Below are 15,862 nucleotides of genomic sequence, written 5' to 3' on the forward strand. Positions count from 1 at the left end.
GCGTACGGCGAAAGCGTGTGGTCCTGGCGCCCGTAACGGCGTCAAGTCTTTCGGGAGCTAACGCTTCCGAGGGACGACGGTGGCAATAGAGACCGTCTCACCGGGGAGAGCGCGCCATAAGCCGTAAAGCCATTGCGCAGGGAATGTCGGATGCTCTCCGCTGCCCTGTATGCTCGTGTGCACCATCTTGTTGCACAATCGCACACGAGACCGCGGGTGCAGCGCGCATCCGGCATTCCCTGCGCCCTCTAATTTTTCTGGGGGGCGGCGAGATTTGAACAACCCGGGCGAAATGAGCCGCGGGAATGCGCAAGTGTGTTTTCCCGCCGCGCGATGCCGGAACCGCTGCTCTTAAACGCGCTGGTTGCAGGCGTCAGGTAGTTCGCGCTGCGGATCGGCCACGACGGCTGGTGGATCGGCCAACTGCCCGCACCGTAACCCAAGATTAAGGCGCACCACTTAGGATGGAGGCCACCATACCATCGTGAATGGCCCAAATCCCATGAAAATCGGTACCCTCCTGACCGCCGCTATCGTCTCGCTTTCCGCCGTGGGCGGTGGCCTCGCCGTCTATGTGGCTGTCACGAAATACCAGACCATGGACAAGGTGTCCGTCGCCCAGAGCCGGCTTGAAGTGGTGCGGGCCGTCGGCGACATCCCGCGCTACATGAACCCCGAACGCGGCTTCTCCACCAACATCCTGTATGGGCCGGCGGTGGTGGAGCCGAAGATGCTCACCGACCTCGACAAGTACCGCAAGGATACCAACGGCGCGCTGGCGAAGATGAACGCAATCCGCAAGGCGCTGCCCGGCTCGCTCGACGATGGCGCGTTGGTCGGCAGCGGCATCGATGCGCTGAACGCGAAGTTCAATGCCTTGCGCGAATCCATCGACAAGGCGATCGCCGGCCCCGCCGATGCCCGCAAGGACGCCGCCAGAAAGATCGTCGCCGATAACGCAGCCTTCAACGCCGCCATCACCACGTTGCTCGAAGAACAGGTCCGCCGCATGGCGCTGCTCGACGGCGACGCTTACCGCCAGGCGACCTACGCCAACATCACCTGGGCGCTGCGCGATGTCGGCGGCTACAACGCCAGCCTGCACAAGAACCTGGTCGGCGCCAACCGCGTCGCGACCGACGCCGAGAAAATGGAACTGAGCCGCGCGCAAGGCCGCGCCGACCAGATCCTGATGTCGCTGCAGGATTTGCGCGGCAATCCCGCAACGCCAGCCAATGTGGCAGCCGCCCTCGGCAAGATGAACGAGGCCTATGTCGATCGGTTCGGCAAGGAGCTGAAGCTCGTCAAGGACGGCGCGATCAGCGGCAAATACGAGCACGACGTCGACGTGTTCTTCGCGGAATCGCAAAAGGGCCTCGGCGCGGTCATCACGCTGCGCGACGCGTTCTACGACAATGCCGAGGAGGTCCTGGGCGCCGCCTACTCCTCGGCGCGCCTCAGCTTCATCATCGCGCTCGCAGGCCTGATCGCCGTTGTCGGCGCCAGCGCCGGCCTGATCCTGATGGTCTATCGCCGCGTCTGCAAGCCGATCGTCCAGCTTACCGCCACCATGACGCGTCTTGCCAGCGGCAACGTTTCCGACGAAATCTCGGGCGCCGAGCGCGGCGACGAGATCGGCGCGATGGCGGCTGCCGTGCGCGTCTTCAAGGACAACATGATCGAGGCCGAACGCCTGTCGGCGGAAAAGGCCGCCGAGAACGACGTCAAGATGCGGCGCGTCCAGGTGCTCGACGAACTCACCCGCGGGTTTGAAGCCAAGGTGACCGAACTCGTCGGCGGGCTGTCCGCGGCGTCATCGGTGATGGAGGACACCGCGCAGTCGATGTCCTCGACCGCGGAAGCCACCAACCGTCAGGCCGGTATTGTGGCGGCCGCCTCCGAGCAGACCTCGAGCAACGTCCAGACCGTTGCGAGCGCCACGGAAGAACTCACCTCCTCGATTTCGGAGATCGGCCGCCAGGTCGCACAGTCCACCGAGATCGCGGCCCGTGCCGTCGACAACGCGCGCCGCACCGGCGACACCGCCCGTTCGCTGGCTGAGGGCGCGCAGAAGATCGGCGACGTCGTGACGCTGATCCAGAGCATCGCGGCCCAAACCAACCTGCTCGCCCTCAACGCCACCATCGAGGCCGCGCGCGCCGGCGATGCCGGACGCGGCTTTGCGGTCGTCGCTTCCGAGGTCAAATCGCTGGCCGGCCAGACCGCGAAGGCGACCACCGAGATCTCCGAACAGATCGCCGCCATTCAGGCCGCGAGCGACGAGACGGTGACGGCCATCCAGAACGTCGCCAATGTCATCGCCGAGATCGACCAGATCGGCATTGCGATTGCGTCCGCCATCGAGGAACAGGGTTCGGCCACGCAGGAGATTTCCCGCAGCGTCCAGGAAGCCGCGCGCGGCACCCAGGAAGTCAACGCCAACATCTCGGGCGTGCAACGGGCGGCCGACGAGACCGGTTCAGCCGCCACCCAGGTGCTGGGCGCTGCCGAGCAATTGTCGTCGCAGTCCAAGGACCTCGCCGGCCAGGTCAACCGCTTCCTCAGCGAGGTTCGCGCCGCCTGACGACGGGATCGCTGCAGCCAGCGCATGCTTGCCAGTTCGAACCTTTGCGCGCGGTCGTCTGCCAGCTGTGGTAGACGACATCAGCGGCACTGGGCCGCCTGATTGAGGACGAGCAAGTCGCTATGCACCAACCGGCACCGCCGCGCCCAAAACTCGCCGAAACCGTCGTTGAATCATCCGTCAAATTACGCGAAGTAAGCATCGGCGTTTGCTGCGAAATTCTCGGCGATACCGCCATCGAATACACCGAACTCGGCGATTACTCTTATCTCGGCCCGGGCTGCATGGTCGCCGACGCACAGATCGGAAAGTTTTGTGCGATCGCGGCGCAGGTGCGGATCGGGGCGCCGAACCATCCGCTCGACCGCCCGTCACAGCATCGCTTCACCTATTGCGCCGAATATTACACGGCGGATGCGCAGCGCGACCACGGCTTCTTCCGACAGCGCCGCGCCGACCGTGTCGTGATCGGGAACGATGTCTGGATCGGTCACGCCGTCATTGTGATGCCGGGCGTAACGGTGGGCGATGGCGCCGTGCTGGCCGCGGGCGCCGTCGTCACCCGCGATGTGGCACCCTACACGATTGTCGGCGGTGTTCCGGCAAAGCAGATCAGGGAGCGCTTCAACCGCGAAATCGCCGTGCAGCTCTCGCGGATTGCGTGGTGGAATTGGCCGGCGGAAACCATCTTTCATCGCCTGCCGGAATTTCAATCCGGCGACGTCGAGGCGTTCTGCGCGCGGTGGGCTCAATCTGCGGGTACCGCCTAGTAGAAAAACGATGTTTCAAGCAGCAAACAGCCTTCCGGACCTGCCTTGAAGGGGCCGTGTTTGGCATGCGGAGGGCGGCAGGCGAAAGCCGGAGCGTGGAACGCCTCGAAATGATGTGGCGGCTCCTGCGAGGCCACAAGGAGCGTTCCTTGGACAACCACGACCTCCTCGTAAAACTCGTGCACGCGCACAGCGTCGATCTCGGCATTCGGCGCCCAGCGAGCGAGGCGATTGAGATGCCCCTTGCCGGCAGCTTCATCGAGCGATCCAGCTAGCGTCTTCGCTTCGATACCCGGTGCGATCGTTTCCCAACCCGAGGAAAGATCTATGTTGAAGAACTCTCGGTGCTCCTTACCGGTCCTTGGGTCGCGCTGATCCATGATGCTGTCCTGTGTTGCTGGTCTAGTCGTCGAACCCGACATAGCGCACGAAGTCGCCATTCGGTGAGCGATCAGTCAATAGCGCTAATCCCGTTTGAAACGATAATCGAAGCGATCGCCATCGGCCGTGATCAGGCCGACCGTCGGATTCGGGAAATGAACCGGCAGGATCAGCGTATCGGTGCCGGCAACGGAGGCAAAGAACGTGCGGCGCGACACCGCCGACTGTTTTGGGTCCCAGTCGACACCCGGCGACCAGTCGGGCTCGCGGCACTGGATCGCATGATGCATCAAGTCGCCGGCCACCACGGCGTGCTGACCTTTCGAGAAGATGTTGACGCAGCAATGGCAGGGCGAATGCCCGGGCGTCGGTGTCAGCGTGACGGTATCGTCGAGTGCGTAGTCGTCGTCGACCAGCAGCGCCTGCCCGGCCTCCACGATCGGCAGGCAATTGTCGCGAAACACCTTGCCGGGCGGCTCGGCTCCCCTGGCGTATTCGGCTTCCCACACCGCGTATTCCTTTTTGTGGAATATGTACTTCGCATTCGGGAAAGTCGGCACCCAGCGCCCGTCGCGCAGCATGGTGTTCCAGCCGGTATGGTCAATGTGCAGATGGGTGCAGAACACGTAATCGACCTGCTCGAAGCCGACGCCGAGCGCGAACAGCTCGTTGCGCCAGCGCGCCTTGCCGGGGAAATCGAACGGCGGCGGATGCCCCTTGTCCTCGCCGGTGCAGGTGTCGACCAGGATGGTATGGCGCGGCGTGCGGACCACAAACGTCTGGTAGGTGATGAACATCTTGCCGGACGCCGCGTCGAAGAATTCCGGCTCCATCTTTGGCAGATGCTGCTTGAAGACCGCGTCGTCATAGGCCGGGAAGAAATCCTGCGGCCGCCGCCACGGCCCCTCGCGCTCGATCACCGCGTCGATAGTGATGTCGCCGATCCTGATCTGCCGCATCGTTTCCCCCGATTTTGCAAGAAGCGTATCGGGCAGATCATGATGGCTCAAGCAGCCCGCGGCGCGTGCCCCATGTGCGTCCCGCGCATCAGCTCCGCAGGCCCGGCGCCTCGTGGCCGGTGCGCGCGACGTATTCCGTATAGCCGCCGCCGAACTGGTGGATGCCCTCGGGCGTCAATTCCAGCACGCGGTTGGAAAGCGCCGCCAGGAAATGACGATCATGCGAGACGAACAGCATGGTGCCCTCGAATTCGGAGAGCGCGTTGATCAGCATCTCCTTGGTCGCGAGATCCAGATGGTTGGTCGGCTCGTCCAGCACCAGAAAATTCGGCGGGTCGAACAGCATCTGCGCCATCACCAGACGCGCCTTCTCGCCGCCCGACAGCACCCGGCATTTTTTTTCGACATCGTCGCCGGAAAATCCGAAGCAGCCGGCCAGCGCGCGCAATGAGCCCTGGCCTGCCTGCGGGAAGCAATCTTCCAGCCACTGGAAGACGGTGCGTTCGCCGTCGAGCAAATCCATCGCGTGCTGGGCGAAATAGCCCATCTTGACGCTGCCGCCGACCACGACGGCGCCGTCATCAGGCTCGGTCGAGCCCGCCACCAGTTTCAGCAACGTCGACTTGCCGGCGCCGTTGATGCCCATCACGCACCAACGCTCGCGGCGGCGGATCATGAAGTCGAGCCCTTCATAGATGCTGCGGCTGCCGTAACCCTTGTGGACGTTCTTCAGGCTGACGACGTCCTCGCCGGAACGCGGCGCCGGCAGGAAGTCGAACGCGACCGTCTGGCGCCGCTTCGGCGGCTCGACGCGCTCGATCTTGTCGAGCTTCTTCACGCGGCTCTGCACCTGGGCCGCGTGCGAGGCACGCGCCTTGAAGCGCTCGATGAACTTGATCTCCTTGGCCAGCATCGCCTGCTGGCGCTCGAACTGCGCCTGCTGCTGCTTCTCGTTCAGCGCACGCTGCTGTTCGTAGAATTCGTAGTTGCCGGAAAAGGTCGTCAGCGTGCCGCCGTCGATCTCGACCACCTTGTTGATGATGCGGTTGATGAACTCGCGGTCATGCGAGGTCATCAGCAGCGCGCCTTCATAGCCTCGCAAAAACTGCTCCAGCCAGATCAGGCTTTCCAGATCAAGATGGTTGCTCGGTTCGTCCAGCAGCATCACGTCCGGCCGCATCAGCAGGATGCGCGCCAGCGCCACGCGCATCTTCCAGCCGCCCGACAGCGCGCCAACGTCGCCATCCATCATTTCCTGGCTGAACCCGAGGCCCGAAAGCGCCTCGCGTGCCCGGCCGTCCAGCGCATAGCCGTCGAGTTCCTCAAAGCGGTGCTGGACCTCGCCATAGCGGGCGATGATGTCTTCCATCTCATCCGCCTGGTCCGGATCGGCCATCGCGGCCTCGAGCGCCCTGAGTTCGGCCGCCACGACGCTGACGGGGCCGGCGCCGTCCATCACCTCGGCAACCGCGCTGCGGCCTGCCATCTCGCCGACATCCTGGCTGAAATAGCCGATGGTAATGCCGCGATCGAGCGACACCTGCCCCTCGTCGGGCAGTTCCTGGCCTGAGATCATCCGGAAAAGCGTGGTCTTTCCAGCCCCGTTCGGGCCGACAAGGCCGATCTTCTCGCCCTTTTGCAGGGCTGCCGAAGCTTCGATGAAGAGGATCTGGTGGCCGACTTGCTTACTGACGTTATCGAGACGGATCATTGTTGCCCAAACATGAAAATTGTTGGCCGCTCTTATTCCATGTGGGGCGCAGGGGAAAGCCTATTCCGGGGGCTAGGCATAGCGTTTTCGAGCGAAGCGGGCACCGGTTCGCGTCAAGAAAACGCGTCAAATAAAAAGATTATGCGGCCCGCATCAGCTTCAAGGTGGCGACCAGCCGCAGGCTGCGCTTTCCCGCCAGCGCGATGGCTTCCAGTTCCGCGCCCTCGTCGGCGCAGGTGCCAGCAAAGCCGATGCCGACCTCATGGCCGCCAAACACCAGATTTTCGCCCTTCGCCGGCGTGTGCTCCTGGTTGAGGATCTCGCCTTTCCAGCGGCCATCGGCCGAGTTGTAGGAGCCGAGGTAATAGAAGAACGCGTCGCCGCCGAGGATGCGGCCATTCATCAGCAGCATAACGCCGGACAGGCCGGCATCGACGCCGTCGAGCGCGCGGATGTGAATGGAATAGAGCCCGTTCACGATGCCCCCTGGCCCGACTTCACCGACAGGCGGCAAGGCCTCGTCGTCGAGCCGGGTCAGATTGGCCCAGAACAGCGCACCCGGCCGCTGCGCGGCGCTGCCCTCGAAGCGCAGCATGTTGCCGTTGACCCGGCCAATCACGCTGGCTGAGGCGACGTCGGTGTCCATCAGCGGCTTGTAATGGGGATCATGATTGTGACGCTGGGTGATGAGCTCGGCGAGGATCTCCTCGCCGCTCTCCTGATAGGTCCCCAGATGCGCGAAAGCGGAATTGCCGCCCAGCAGCTTGCCCTCATGCATGCACATGATGCTGCGACCGAACGCGTCGTTCACGCCGTACTCAGCCTTGTAAAGCCCGTCCAGCAAGGAAGATTTCCAGCTTTATTGAACCATCTCGCGGCGGCATAGCACCAGCGGGGAAGCAGTACCAGCGGTCGTTTCAGCGCAGGTTTTGGACGTTCCGTGTCATACCTCACGCAACCGGTGCCGGCGACGTGAACCGGCTGGCCACGGCAGCCGACCAATGGGCGATTTCCATTGCGGGTGATACCGATGACCGAAGATGAAGAGACCATTGCCCGAACCATCGCCGAGGCCAGCGAGCTGCCGTTGAAGGACGCAGCCTATTTGCTGTGGCGGGAGTGCTCCAAGCTCGACTTGCTCGCGTGGCGCGCGATGCCGCCGAACGTGCGTGACGTGTTCCGGTCGCGGCCGTCGGGAGAAAATTCCATCGAGGTCAAATTCGAGCACGATCATCCCGAAGACGGTCTGACCTTCGACCGCTTGCAACTCACCCATCCCGGTATGGATGAAGCGGAAGTGAAGCAGGCCATCATTGCCGCGGTGAGATTCGACGATGCCTGTTTTGGTTACTTCGACAAGATCAAGGGCGAGTTCGGCGCACGCTACAAGCGCGCGGTCGAACTGGCGGCAAGAGATTATCCCGGATATCTGGAACTGACCTATCAGCGGGCGCGATACTACATCAGCTATTACATGAAGTGATGGCGGCCTGAACGACGCGCCCCTCACCTCAAAAGCACAGATTGGTCACGTCGGCCGGCTTGTCGAGATCGGACGGATCGGCGGCGACGCGGTCGCAGAGCACGAGATCGGCCGATTGCGCGCGCGCCGGAACGGGCAACACCAACACACCCATCGCAACCGCGACCCCGTGAAACAGCGTCCTCATGGGGCGACAGGTTGCGTCGACCGGCAGGCAAATTCAAGGCTCGCAAATTCAAGGCTCAAGCCCGCTCTCGCGCAGCACCGGCGCAACCTCGCGCGAGGCGAGAAACCGCAACAGCCGGTCCGCTTGAGCAGCCTTGCCAGAGGCCGCCACGCGGCCGGCGGAAAACACCGCGGGCGTTTGCAGCTCGCGAGGAATCGGGCCAATAACCTCGATACCCCCGACCTGCTTCAACTCGCTAATCTGCTGCACGGCCAGATCGGCCTCTCCGGTGACCAGCCGCTCGGCCGTGAAACCCGACGGGATGATGCACGCTCTCGCATTGATCTCGGATGCAATACCCAAGCGCTCGATCAACTGCGCGAACAAAATGCCGCTGGCGCCGATCCGCGAATAGGCCACCGAACGGGCGGCAAGCAGCGCCGCGCGCAGCGCGGGCTCGGTTGCGATGTCGGGATGGGCAAAGCCCGCTTTCACCGCTAGGCCGACATAGGACCGCGCGAGATCCACGCAGCTATCCGCCACCACGCGCCCCTCGCGGGCCATGTCGTCGAGCCCCTCGCGGGTCAGGATAACGACGTCGGCGCCCTCGCCGCCGCGCAGGCGATCCAGCAGCGCCAATGTCGGCGCGAAGTCGGCATCGATGCGCACACCGCCGGCTGCCTCATAATGCCCAGCCAGATTGTGAACCGCGCCCTTCAGGGCCAGTGTCGAGAGCACGCGCACGGCATTGTCCATGGCGTTACGCCCGATGCATCAGCTTGAGCACGGCCGTCAGGCGGAGGCTACGCTTGCCCGCAAGCGCGGTGGCCTCCAGCAGCGCGCCCTGGTCGTCGCAGGTGCCGGCAAAGCCAATGCCGACCTCATGGCCGCCGAACACCGGGTTCTCGCCCCTTGCCGGCGTGTGCTCCTGATTGAGGATCTGGCCCTTCCAGCGGCCCTTCTCCGAGGTGTAGCTGCCGATGTAGTAGAACGACGCGTCGCCGCCGAGGATACGGCCCTCATTGAGCAGCATCACGCCAGTCAGGCCGCCGTCGACGCCGTCGAGCATGCGGATGTGAATGGAATAGAGGCCATTGACGATACCATCCTGGCCGACGCCTCCGGCGATCGGGATCTCCTCCTCCCCGATCGGCGTCATGACTGAGCTGAATTTCGCACCCGGCAATTCCTTGAGGCCGCCTTCAAACCGGTAAAGATTGCCATCCGGCTTGCCCCGCGCCAGCAGGGTGGCGTCGTCGGTGCCGGCCATCGCGCGGTAATTCGGGTCGGGATTATGGCGAACGGTCTTGATCTCGATGGCAAGCTCGCCATCGGCTTCTTCCCGGTAGGTGCCGATATGCGCAAAGGCGGAATTGCCGCCGAGCATCTTGCCGGCGCGCACATACATCACGCTGCGGCCGACCGCGTCGTTGAGCTGAAACCGGATCTTGTAGAAACCCTCGAGCAATGGCCGTGTCCCCGGCAAGCGCATCCGCTATCTAGCGCGGTTCATAACGCAGGGGAACGGCTTGAATCGGGCAAAGGGCTTGAATCGATTCATTTGAGGCAACGTCATCGCAATGCAATGACCCGCCAAAGCGGGCACGCTTTGGCGGGTCAGGGTTGTAATCCGGACGCCCCCGTCCGGGTCTGCGGCGTGGTTTAGGCCGCGGCCGACTTGGCAGCCGTCGGAACTTCGGCGATCGTCTTCAGGATCTGCGAAGCGATGGCGTAGGGGTCGCCTTGCGAGTTCGGGCGGCGGTCTTCGAGATAGCCCTTGTAGTCGTTCTTCATGAACGAGTGCGGCACGCGGATCGAGGCGCCGCGGTCAGCCACGCCGTAGCTGAACTTGTTCCAGGGAGCGGTCTCGTGCTTGCCGGTCAGACGCTTGTCGTTATCCGGCCCGTAGACGGCAATGTGGTCCATGAGGTTCTTCTCAAAGGCCGCCATCAGCGCCTCGAAATAGGCCTTGCCGCCGGTCTCGCGCATAAGTTTGGTCGAGAAGTTGGCGTGCATGCCCGAGCCGTTCCAGTCGGTGTCGCCGAGCGGCTTGCAGTGATACTCAATGTCGATGCCGTAAGTTTCAGTCAGGCGCTGCAACAGGTAGCGAGCCATCCACATTTCGTCGGCGGCCTTTTTGGAGCCCTTGCCGAAGATCTGGAATTCCCACTGGCCTTTCGCCACTTCGGCGTTGATGCCCTCGTGGTTGATGCCGGCGGCAAGACAGAGCTCGAGATGCTTCTCGACGATCTCACGCGCGACCGAACCGACATTGCTGTAACCGACGCCGGTGTAATACGGGCCCTGCGGCGCAGGATAACCCGAGGTCGGGAACCCGAGCGGCCGGCCGTCCTTGTACATGAAGTATTCCTGCTCGAAGCCGAACCACGCGCCTTCGTCGTCAAGAATGGTGGCGCGCCGGTTGGTCGCGTGCGGGGTGACGCCATCCGGCATCATGACTTCGCACATCACCAGGACGCCGTCCTTGCGCGCGCCGTCGGGATAAACCGCAACCGGCTTGAGCACGCAATCCGAGCTTCTGCCTTCGGCCTGCATGGTCGATGAGCCATCGAAGCCCCACAGCGGGAGCTGATCGAGCGTCGGGAACGAAGCGAATTCCTTGATCTGTGTTTTGCCGCGCAGATTCGGTGTCGGCGTATACCCGTCGAGCCAGATATACTCGAGCTTGTACTTGGTCATTGAGCCTCTCTTGAGTTTAATGCTGCTAGGTGCGGAAGCCTCGGACTTTGGAGGTTAGAAGCCCTGCAGTCCCCGCACACGTGTACCCGGCCACGTCAGGCCGCTTCTTACCAAGCAATTAAAGTGCCAATCGCTGCAGCGCGGCACCGGACGGCTTTGGGATGTCCACCCTCGTGCGTGCATTTTTTGATGCGACATAGAAGCGCGCCTGACATGCGCGGCGGGCGGCCAAAAGGCGCTTTCGCGCCCGTCTGACGCCCGATTCTACGGCAGTTTCGGCCCGCAACTCCCGGCCCGATTAAAGCTGCAGCAGCCTCTTGCGCCATTCGGCGGGAGGTTCGGTCGCGGCCGGCAACCATCTCCCCGGCTCAAGCGTTAGTCACCTGCCCATTGCCTCACACGAAGCAAAACAGGAAATGCCTACAAAATGCACAGCAGCTGACTTTTTTTGAGCAATTTGCATTCCGGGAGGGCGCGAACGATATCGCAGTCTCGGTAACTAACGGAGAACGAGTCGGGCGCACCATGGTGGTTCGCTCGATCCAGGAGAGACCAGGATGATCAATACAGGTGTGAATGAGGGATCTGCCAAGATCTATCAATTCCCAGCCGGGGGCCGGTCGGCCTTGGCGGGACGTCGCTTTGGCGAGACCAAGCCCGACTTTGCCGCGCCGACGGTCGATGTCGCGGACTGCAGCGGCAGCTGGTACCACGCAGCGGCCATCGAGGAAACCAAGCCTGGGCGTGACCACTGATGCCAGCCCAATGTTCGGCAAATCCGCGTCAAAGAGTTCAGGCGCGGTCGGTGAAGTAGAAAAGGGTCGGAACGAAATCGTTTCGGCCCTTTTTCATGCAAACCCTGTTTTTACGTCACTTCGCATGCCGTTACCGGCCGTTTGGCGTGCTTGAGCGTGGTGAGCCCGGCCTTTGTGACTTTCAGAGTAATCCCGCGGCCCGAATAGCGCGCCCCCGACAACGCCACAGCCTTTTTCAGCGTCACCGCCTTGCCATCGAGCTGCAGATGGGCGCGTGAATCGTACCGAAAAAACCCGGCGATGAATTGCGTGCCGTCGGCGCAACGATAGTTTTTGAAGGTCGCCTGTGCCAACGCGGCCGTCGAGCCGCCCGCTCCCAAAAACATCGTTCCCAGAAGCAACGCCGCCGCGAAACCAGCGATCTTGCGATTATTCATATTCTCCTCCTGACGGCCCGAGTATAGACCAGAGGGCAAGACGCGACACACCCCGGCTCGATCGCCACACAAGAATTGCATCTCCCAAGAATTCTACCAAGAATTCCGCAAGGCAGCCCCGATGTCAGATTCCCCTGCCCGTCATCTCAATCTTGCTGGCGCCAGCAATTTCCGCGACCTCGGCGGTTATCTCACCCGGGACGGCCGCACGGTACGCTGGCGGCAGATGTTCCGGTCCAACCACCTCGGCCATCTCACCGATGATGACGCTGCGGTCTTGCGCTCGCTTGGCGTCAAGCGCGCGTTCGATTTTCGAGGCACGACGGAGCGCGCCGAGGCGGTGTGCGGCCTGGCCGATATCACCGTGCATTCGCTGCCGGTCGAGCCAACGGTGGTCGCCGCACTTCGTGCCATCGCCGCCAGCGGTACGGCGCTGTCGACTGACCACGCCGTCGAGGTGATGCGCGATTCCTACCGCAGCTATGTGCAACAGAACACGCCGCGCTTCCGGGCGCTGTTTGCGCATCTGCTGGAGGACCGCGCGCCACTGGTAATCCATTGCACCGCCGGCAAGGATCGCACCGGCTTCGCCTGTGCGCTGATCCTGCATACGCTCGGCGTTCCCGACGAGGTGATTGCGGAAGATTATCTGTTGACGAACCAGTTCTACCGCAGGGATCCCGCTGCCAGCAGCGACCTGCCTGATCACGTCAAGCAGGTGCTGGGTTCGGTGCAGCCCGCGTTCCTCAGCGCTGCGTTCGAAGCCATTGACGCCGACTATGGCAGTCTCGAAGCTTATCTCCGCGACGGCATCGGTCTTGGCGAAAAGGAGCGCGCGGCGCTCGCGGCGCGCTATCTGCAATCCTGATCTAATCGGGTTCACCCGCCGCATCGAAGCGATCCGCGCGGCCGACTTTCGGGCGCGAGCGTGTCTCGCGATCGCTCAGGCCGCGGCTTCCATTTCCATTTCAGCATCGAGATCGGCGATGACGTCCTCGAACGCCTGGATCGCCTGCTGGATCGCCGCAATCTGCATCAGCTCCCAGTCCTTGATCGGACCGTTGCGGTTTTGCAGCGCGACCACCAAGTCCCGCCGCTGCTCCTTAAGCTGAACAAGCGGTAAACCGTGATCGGGTAGAGATCCCATCGTGATGCCCCTGCCAGGATTGGACTCCCCTTGTAGGGAACGGAACCTGCAATCGACTTGCGCAACTCAGGCAAATTTTAGCTATCGGCCTTGATCCGTATTCTTACGTAGTACCCGCCGCCTTCACGGCCCGCTCGATCGCATCGCTCAGGGCTTCTGCCAAGCAACCGGTCGCCCACTCGCTAATGTGAAGATGATTGTCGGCACCGTCTTCCAGGGCACTGATCGGGATCTTGTCATCGACCCAGCGTCGCATCAGGGCGAAGCGTTGAAAGACGTTGACCTTCGCGATCTCAGCGGCTGCGGCGATGAACGCCACCATTTCTTCCGATGCCTTGAGCTTGTCGGTCATCGCCCTGGTGTATTGCAGGTCCATCAGGATCACATCCGCCGACAAGTCGGCGAGTTGTCTTAACCCGCTCTCGATGGCTCTGGCGACCTCCCTGCGATCCATGTCATGAAAGATTGCGTTGGTACCCACCTGCCAGATTACCAGAGCGGGCGCCTCATCGAACACGTCGGATCGAAACCGCTCTAACTCTTTCGGCGCCTCTTCGCCGCTGATACCGCGGTTGACCACATCGATCGTGCGCCGCGCAAGTTTCTGCCGCAACAGCATTTCCAGACGAGGCGGATAAGGTGCGACCGGCGCAACGCCCGCCGTCGATGACGAGCCGATCGCCACGATCTTGACCTTTTCCGGACGCTGGAGCGCCGCCGTCAGATACGGCAGTTTGTATTTGAAGTTGGCGACGTCCGGATCGCCGGTACGTGACACGTCGTTCATTTCATCACCCTCAACGGGAATATTTTGTTCGACACCCGCATTTGGATGCGAAATTCGCCGCATTGCAAATGAAAAACTGCCGGCGCTAGTGTGTGCTCCCTTTTATCGGCCCGCGGAGGCCCATTATGGATGGAAAAGTCATTGTCGTGACCGGCGCCCTCGGCGCGCTCGGCAGCGTCGTCGTTGACCAGGCGCTGGCGGCCGGTGCCAGGGTCGCAAGCGTGGACCACGCGCCGACGCAGGTGCCGGCGACGTCAAACCAGTTCGAACTCGGCGGCGTCGACCTGACCGATGCGGCGGCGGCGAAGAAGGCCATCGATGCCGCGGTGTCGCACTTCGGCAAGCTCGACGCGCTGATCAACATCGCCGGCGGTTTTGCGTTCGAGACGGTCATCGAGGGCGATCCGAAGACGTGGCAGCGCATGTACGCGCTCAACGTCACGACCGCGCTCAACGCCTCGCGTGCGGCGATCCCGTATCTGACCGCGTCCGGTGCCGGACGGATCGTCAATGTCGGCGCGCTTGGCGCGCTGCAGGCGAGCGCCGGCATGGGCGCCTATGCCGCGTCCAAGGCCGGCGTGCATCGCCTGACCGAAGCGCTCGCCGCCGAATACAAGGGCAGGATCACGGTGAACGCCGTGCTGCCGTCGATCATCGACACCGCGGCCAATCGCGCCAGCATGCCGAAAGCCGATTTCAGCAAATGGGTAAGACCAACAGAGCTGGCCGACGTGATCCTGTTCCTCGCCAGCGACGCCGCCTCCGCCGTCACCGGCGCGCTGCTGCCGGTAAGCGGGCGGGTTTAAGTCCTCAATCTGCAAGCCAGCGCAGCACCGCCTTGAAGCGGATGCTGCGCTTGCCGGCCAGGGCGGTGGCTTCGCCTTCCGCGCCATCCTCGTCGTAGGTGCCGGAAAAGCCGATGCCGACCTCACGGTCGCCGAACAGCGGACGTTGGCCCATCGTCGGCGTATGCGTGTGGTTGATCAATTCGCCCTTCCACCGCCCCTGCGCGCTGCTGTAGGCGCCGACATAGTCGAAATGGGCGTCGCCGCCGCGAATGGTGCCGTCATGCAGCACCATCAGGCCGGTATTGCCGGAGTCGATGCCGTCGAGCATGCGGATGTTGAGCGAATAGAGTCCGTTCCGGACGCCGTCCGGCGCGTTCGCGCCCGCCGGCGGCGCCGCCTCCTCGCTGATGGCGGTTACGTCAGCCGTGCATGGCCCGCCCGCGAGCAGCGCGGTGCCATCCTCAAATATGTATCGGTCACCCCCTCTGCGCGTTCCCCGCAGCGTGATGTTATCGGCACCCGATACCCGCTTGAAACCCAGATTGTCGTTGCGCTGGACCGTCGTGATGTCGACCGCGATATCGTGACCGGATTCGAGGTAGCGGCCGGCGAACGCAAAGGCGGCATTGCCGCCGAACAAACGCCCGTCGCGCGCCACCATCACGCCGCGGCCGGAGCCACCATGCGTGGTGTGAATCTCGACCTTGTAAAGTCCCTTGAGCATGACCGCTCCGGCTGCAGCCGGTCCTTGTTGTTTTTCTGAATCCAGACGGTGGAGATGTCGCCGTGCGCGTTCAGTCCGGGATCAATATCCGCAGCATCGACTTGAAGCGGATGCTCTGCTTGCCGGCGAGCGCGATACCGTCGCTCTCGGCGGTGTCGTCTGTATAGGTTCCGGTAAATCCGATGGTGACGATCTTGCGTTCCCAGACCGGCCGCTCGCCATAGGTCGGCGAATGCTCCTGGTTGGTCAGTTCGCCTTTCCACTTGCCGTTCGCTGCCGTGTAGGTGCCGTAGGCATAGAAGAACGAGTCGCCACCCCGCAACTGGCCATCACGCACGACCATGACGCCCTGGTTGCCGCCGTGGACGCTGTCCAGCATTTCCACGGTAATGTGATAGAGGCCGTTCCTGATCATGGATTGGATCGCGCCCGTTTGCCTGTCCCGCCGGCCAAGATAGCCACTTACGCGC

At 62.8% G+C, this 15,862-nt stretch carries 19 protein-coding genes; 6 read left to right on the forward strand and 13 right to left on the reverse strand.

The features are described 5' to 3' along the window. Positions 1 to 502 precede the first annotated feature (502 nt). Together JQ600_RS34885 and JQ600_RS34890 are read left to right on the forward strand one after the other, a co-directional pair. On the forward strand, positions 503 to 2,584 hold the full coding sequence (locus JQ600_RS34885; protein WP_212490338.1) for a methyl-accepting chemotaxis protein: 2,082 nt from the start codon (positions 503 to 505) through the stop codon (positions 2,582 to 2,584). 122 nt (positions 2,585 to 2,706) lie between these two features. Further along, positions 2,707 to 3,354: a DapH/DapD/GlmU-related protein gene (locus JQ600_RS34890; RefSeq protein WP_212392013.1), complete on the forward strand. Its 648-nt coding sequence runs from the start codon at positions 2,707 to 2,709 to the stop codon at positions 3,352 to 3,354. Here JQ600_RS34890 and JQ600_RS34895 read toward each other — a convergent pair. The 4 genes from JQ600_RS34895 to JQ600_RS34910 all read right to left on the reverse strand — a co-directional run bounded on the left by JQ600_RS34895 (position 3,351) and on the right by JQ600_RS34910 (position 7,249). Then, positions 3,351 to 3,734, reverse strand: a complete 384-nt coding sequence (locus JQ600_RS34895) for a cupin (RefSeq protein ID WP_212392014.1) — start codon at positions 3,732 to 3,734, stop codon at positions 3,351 to 3,353. The genes JQ600_RS34890 and JQ600_RS34895 overlap by 4 nt on opposite strands. Before the next feature lie 84 nt (positions 3,735 to 3,818). Continuing rightward, positions 3,819 to 4,694 carry an MBL fold metallo-hydrolase gene (locus JQ600_RS34900; RefSeq protein WP_212467312.1) on the reverse strand — a complete coding sequence of 292 codons (876 nt, stop codon included), beginning with the start codon at positions 4,692 to 4,694 and terminating at the stop codon, positions 3,819 to 3,821. An 88-nt stretch (positions 4,695 to 4,782) separates the two neighbouring features. After that, positions 4,783 to 6,405, reverse strand: a complete 1,623-nt coding sequence (locus JQ600_RS34905; protein ID WP_212392016.1) for an ABC-F family ATP-binding cassette domain-containing protein — start codon at positions 6,403 to 6,405, stop codon at positions 4,783 to 4,785. 139 nt (positions 6,406 to 6,544) lie between these two features. Further along, positions 6,545 to 7,249, reverse strand: a complete 705-nt coding sequence (locus JQ600_RS34910; RefSeq protein WP_212392017.1) for a hypothetical protein — start codon at positions 7,247 to 7,249, stop codon at positions 6,545 to 6,547. Positions 7,250 to 7,435: 186 nt separating this feature from the next. Between JQ600_RS34910 and JQ600_RS34915 the strand changes: the two genes are divergently transcribed. Further along, positions 7,436 to 7,888 (forward strand): hypothetical protein, encoded by a 453-nt coding sequence (locus JQ600_RS34915; RefSeq protein WP_212392018.1) that lies wholly within the window; start codon positions 7,436 to 7,438, stop codon positions 7,886 to 7,888. Between the two features lie 28 nt (positions 7,889 to 7,916). Here the strand turns inward: JQ600_RS34915 and JQ600_RS34920 are convergent, their stop codons facing one another. The 4 genes from JQ600_RS34920 to JQ600_RS34935 all read right to left on the reverse strand — a co-directional run bounded on the left by JQ600_RS34920 (position 7,917) and on the right by JQ600_RS34935 (position 10,754). Continuing rightward, positions 7,917 to 8,075 (reverse strand): hypothetical protein, encoded by a 159-nt coding sequence (locus JQ600_RS34920; RefSeq protein WP_409363351.1) that lies wholly within the window; start codon positions 8,073 to 8,075, stop codon positions 7,917 to 7,919. A 48-nt stretch (positions 8,076 to 8,123) separates the two neighbouring features. Beyond that, entirely contained in the window at positions 8,124 to 8,810 is a 687-nt protein-coding gene (locus JQ600_RS34925; protein WP_212392019.1) for a substrate-binding domain-containing protein, read from the reverse strand. Positions 8,811 to 8,814: 4 nt separating this feature from the next. Then, positions 8,815 to 9,522: a GrlR family regulatory protein gene (locus tag JQ600_RS34930; RefSeq protein ID WP_212262214.1), complete on the reverse strand. Its 708-nt coding sequence runs from the start codon at positions 9,520 to 9,522 to the stop codon at positions 8,815 to 8,817. 194 nt (positions 9,523 to 9,716) lie between these two features. Next, positions 9,717 to 10,754 (reverse strand): glutamine synthetase beta-grasp domain-containing protein, encoded by a 1,038-nt coding sequence (locus JQ600_RS34935; RefSeq protein ID WP_212392020.1) that lies wholly within the window; start codon positions 10,752 to 10,754, stop codon positions 9,717 to 9,719. Positions 10,755 to 11,311: 557 nt separating this feature from the next. On the opposite strand from JQ600_RS34935, the gene JQ600_RS34940 reads away from it, so the two are divergent. Continuing rightward, positions 11,312 to 11,509 (forward strand): DUF2735 domain-containing protein, encoded by a 198-nt coding sequence (locus JQ600_RS34940; protein ID WP_212262220.1) that lies wholly within the window; start codon positions 11,312 to 11,314, stop codon positions 11,507 to 11,509. 110 nt (positions 11,510 to 11,619) lie between these two features. Here JQ600_RS34940 and JQ600_RS34945 read toward each other — a convergent pair whose 3' ends face one another. After that, the gene (locus tag JQ600_RS34945; RefSeq protein WP_212392021.1) at positions 11,620 to 11,946 is read right to left on the reverse strand and encodes an MliC family protein; all 327 of its coding nucleotides are present in this window, start codon (positions 11,944 to 11,946) and stop codon (positions 11,620 to 11,622) included. Between the two features lie 121 nt (positions 11,947 to 12,067). Here JQ600_RS34945 and JQ600_RS34950 point away from each other — a divergent pair, with 121 nt between their 5' ends. Next, entirely contained in the window at positions 12,068 to 12,814 is a 747-nt protein-coding gene (locus JQ600_RS34950) for a tyrosine-protein phosphatase (RefSeq protein WP_212262226.1), read from the forward strand. A 75-nt stretch (positions 12,815 to 12,889) separates the two neighbouring features. Here JQ600_RS34950 and JQ600_RS34955 read toward each other — a convergent pair whose 3' ends face one another. Further along, positions 12,890 to 13,093 carry a hypothetical protein gene (locus JQ600_RS34955; protein WP_192733344.1) on the reverse strand — a complete coding sequence of 68 codons (204 nt, stop codon included), beginning with the start codon at positions 13,091 to 13,093 and terminating at the stop codon, positions 12,890 to 12,892. 103 nt (positions 13,094 to 13,196) lie between these two features. Next, positions 13,197 to 13,880, reverse strand: a complete 684-nt coding sequence (locus JQ600_RS34960) for an SGNH/GDSL hydrolase family protein (protein WP_212392022.1) — start codon at positions 13,878 to 13,880, stop codon at positions 13,197 to 13,199. A 125-nt stretch (positions 13,881 to 14,005) separates the two neighbouring features. On the opposite strand from JQ600_RS34960, the gene fabG reads away from it, so the two are divergent. Then, positions 14,006 to 14,686 carry a 3-oxoacyl-ACP reductase FabG gene (gene fabG / locus JQ600_RS34965; RefSeq protein WP_212262232.1) on the forward strand — a complete coding sequence of 227 codons (681 nt, stop codon included), beginning with the start codon at positions 14,006 to 14,008 and terminating at the stop codon, positions 14,684 to 14,686. Between the two features lie 4 nt (positions 14,687 to 14,690). Here fabG and JQ600_RS34970 read toward each other — a convergent pair whose 3' ends face one another. Beyond that, the gene (locus JQ600_RS34970) at positions 14,691 to 15,392 is read right to left on the reverse strand and encodes a hypothetical protein (RefSeq protein WP_212392023.1); all 702 of its coding nucleotides are present in this window, start codon (positions 15,390 to 15,392) and stop codon (positions 14,691 to 14,693) included. A gap of 70 nt (positions 15,393 to 15,462) precedes the next feature. Next, complete coding sequence (locus JQ600_RS34975; protein WP_212262237.1) at positions 15,463 to 15,807, reverse strand: GrlR family regulatory protein; 345 nt, start codon at positions 15,805 to 15,807, stop codon at positions 15,463 to 15,465. Positions 15,808 to 15,862 lie beyond the last annotated feature (55 nt).

The sequence above is a fragment of the Bradyrhizobium sp. AUGA SZCCT0176 genome (assembly GCF_018130145.1).
Taxonomy (GTDB): Bacteria; Pseudomonadota; Alphaproteobacteria; order Rhizobiales; family Xanthobacteraceae; genus Bradyrhizobium.

Excerpts from the sequence above, each read along its gene's own strand:
- JQ600_RS34970 (WP_212392023.1), bottom strand. The coding sequence starts at position 15,392 with ATGCTCAAGGGACTTTACAAGGTCGAGATTCACACCACGCATGGTGGC.
- JQ600_RS34955 (WP_192733344.1), bottom strand. The coding sequence starts at position 13,093 with ATGGGATCTCTACCCGATCACGGTTTACCGCTTGTTCAGCTTAAGGAG.
- JQ600_RS34920 (WP_409363351.1), bottom strand. The coding sequence starts at position 8,075 with ATGAGGACGCTGTTTCACGGGGTCGCGGTTGCGATGGGTGTGTTGGTG.
- JQ600_RS34890 (WP_212392013.1), top strand. The coding sequence starts at position 2,707 with ATGCACCAACCGGCACCGCCGCGCCCAAAACTCGCCGAAACCGTCGTT.
- JQ600_RS34935 (WP_212392020.1), bottom strand. The coding sequence starts at position 10,754 with ATGACCAAGTACAAGCTCGAGTATATCTGGCTCGACGGGTATACGCCG.
- JQ600_RS34960 (WP_212392022.1), bottom strand. The coding sequence starts at position 13,880 with ATGAACGACGTGTCACGTACCGGCGATCCGGACGTCGCCAACTTCAAA.
- JQ600_RS34915 (WP_212392018.1), top strand. The coding sequence starts at position 7,436 with ATGACCGAAGATGAAGAGACCATTGCCCGAACCATCGCCGAGGCCAGC.
- JQ600_RS34940 (WP_212262220.1), top strand. The coding sequence starts at position 11,312 with ATGATCAATACAGGTGTGAATGAGGGATCTGCCAAGATCTATCAATTC.
- JQ600_RS34925 (WP_212392019.1), bottom strand. The coding sequence starts at position 8,810 with ATGGACAATGCCGTGCGCGTGCTCTCGACACTGGCCCTGAAGGGCGCG.
- JQ600_RS34895 (WP_212392014.1), bottom strand. The coding sequence starts at position 3,734 with ATGGATCAGCGCGACCCAAGGACCGGTAAGGAGCACCGAGAGTTCTTC.
- JQ600_RS34885 (WP_212490338.1), top strand. The coding sequence starts at position 503 with ATGAAAATCGGTACCCTCCTGACCGCCGCTATCGTCTCGCTTTCCGCC.
- JQ600_RS34900 (WP_212467312.1), bottom strand. The coding sequence starts at position 4,694 with ATGCGGCAGATCAGGATCGGCGACATCACTATCGACGCGGTGATCGAG.
- JQ600_RS34950 (WP_212262226.1), top strand. The coding sequence starts at position 12,068 with ATGTCAGATTCCCCTGCCCGTCATCTCAATCTTGCTGGCGCCAGCAAT.
- JQ600_RS34975 (WP_212262237.1), bottom strand. The coding sequence starts at position 15,807 with ATGATCAGGAACGGCCTCTATCACATTACCGTGGAAATGCTGGACAGC.
- JQ600_RS34945 (WP_212392021.1), bottom strand. The coding sequence starts at position 11,946 with ATGAATAATCGCAAGATCGCTGGTTTCGCGGCGGCGTTGCTTCTGGGA.
- JQ600_RS34905 (WP_212392016.1), bottom strand. The coding sequence starts at position 6,405 with ATGATCCGTCTCGATAACGTCAGTAAGCAAGTCGGCCACCAGATCCTC.
- fabG (WP_212262232.1), top strand. The coding sequence starts at position 14,006 with ATGGATGGAAAAGTCATTGTCGTGACCGGCGCCCTCGGCGCGCTCGGC.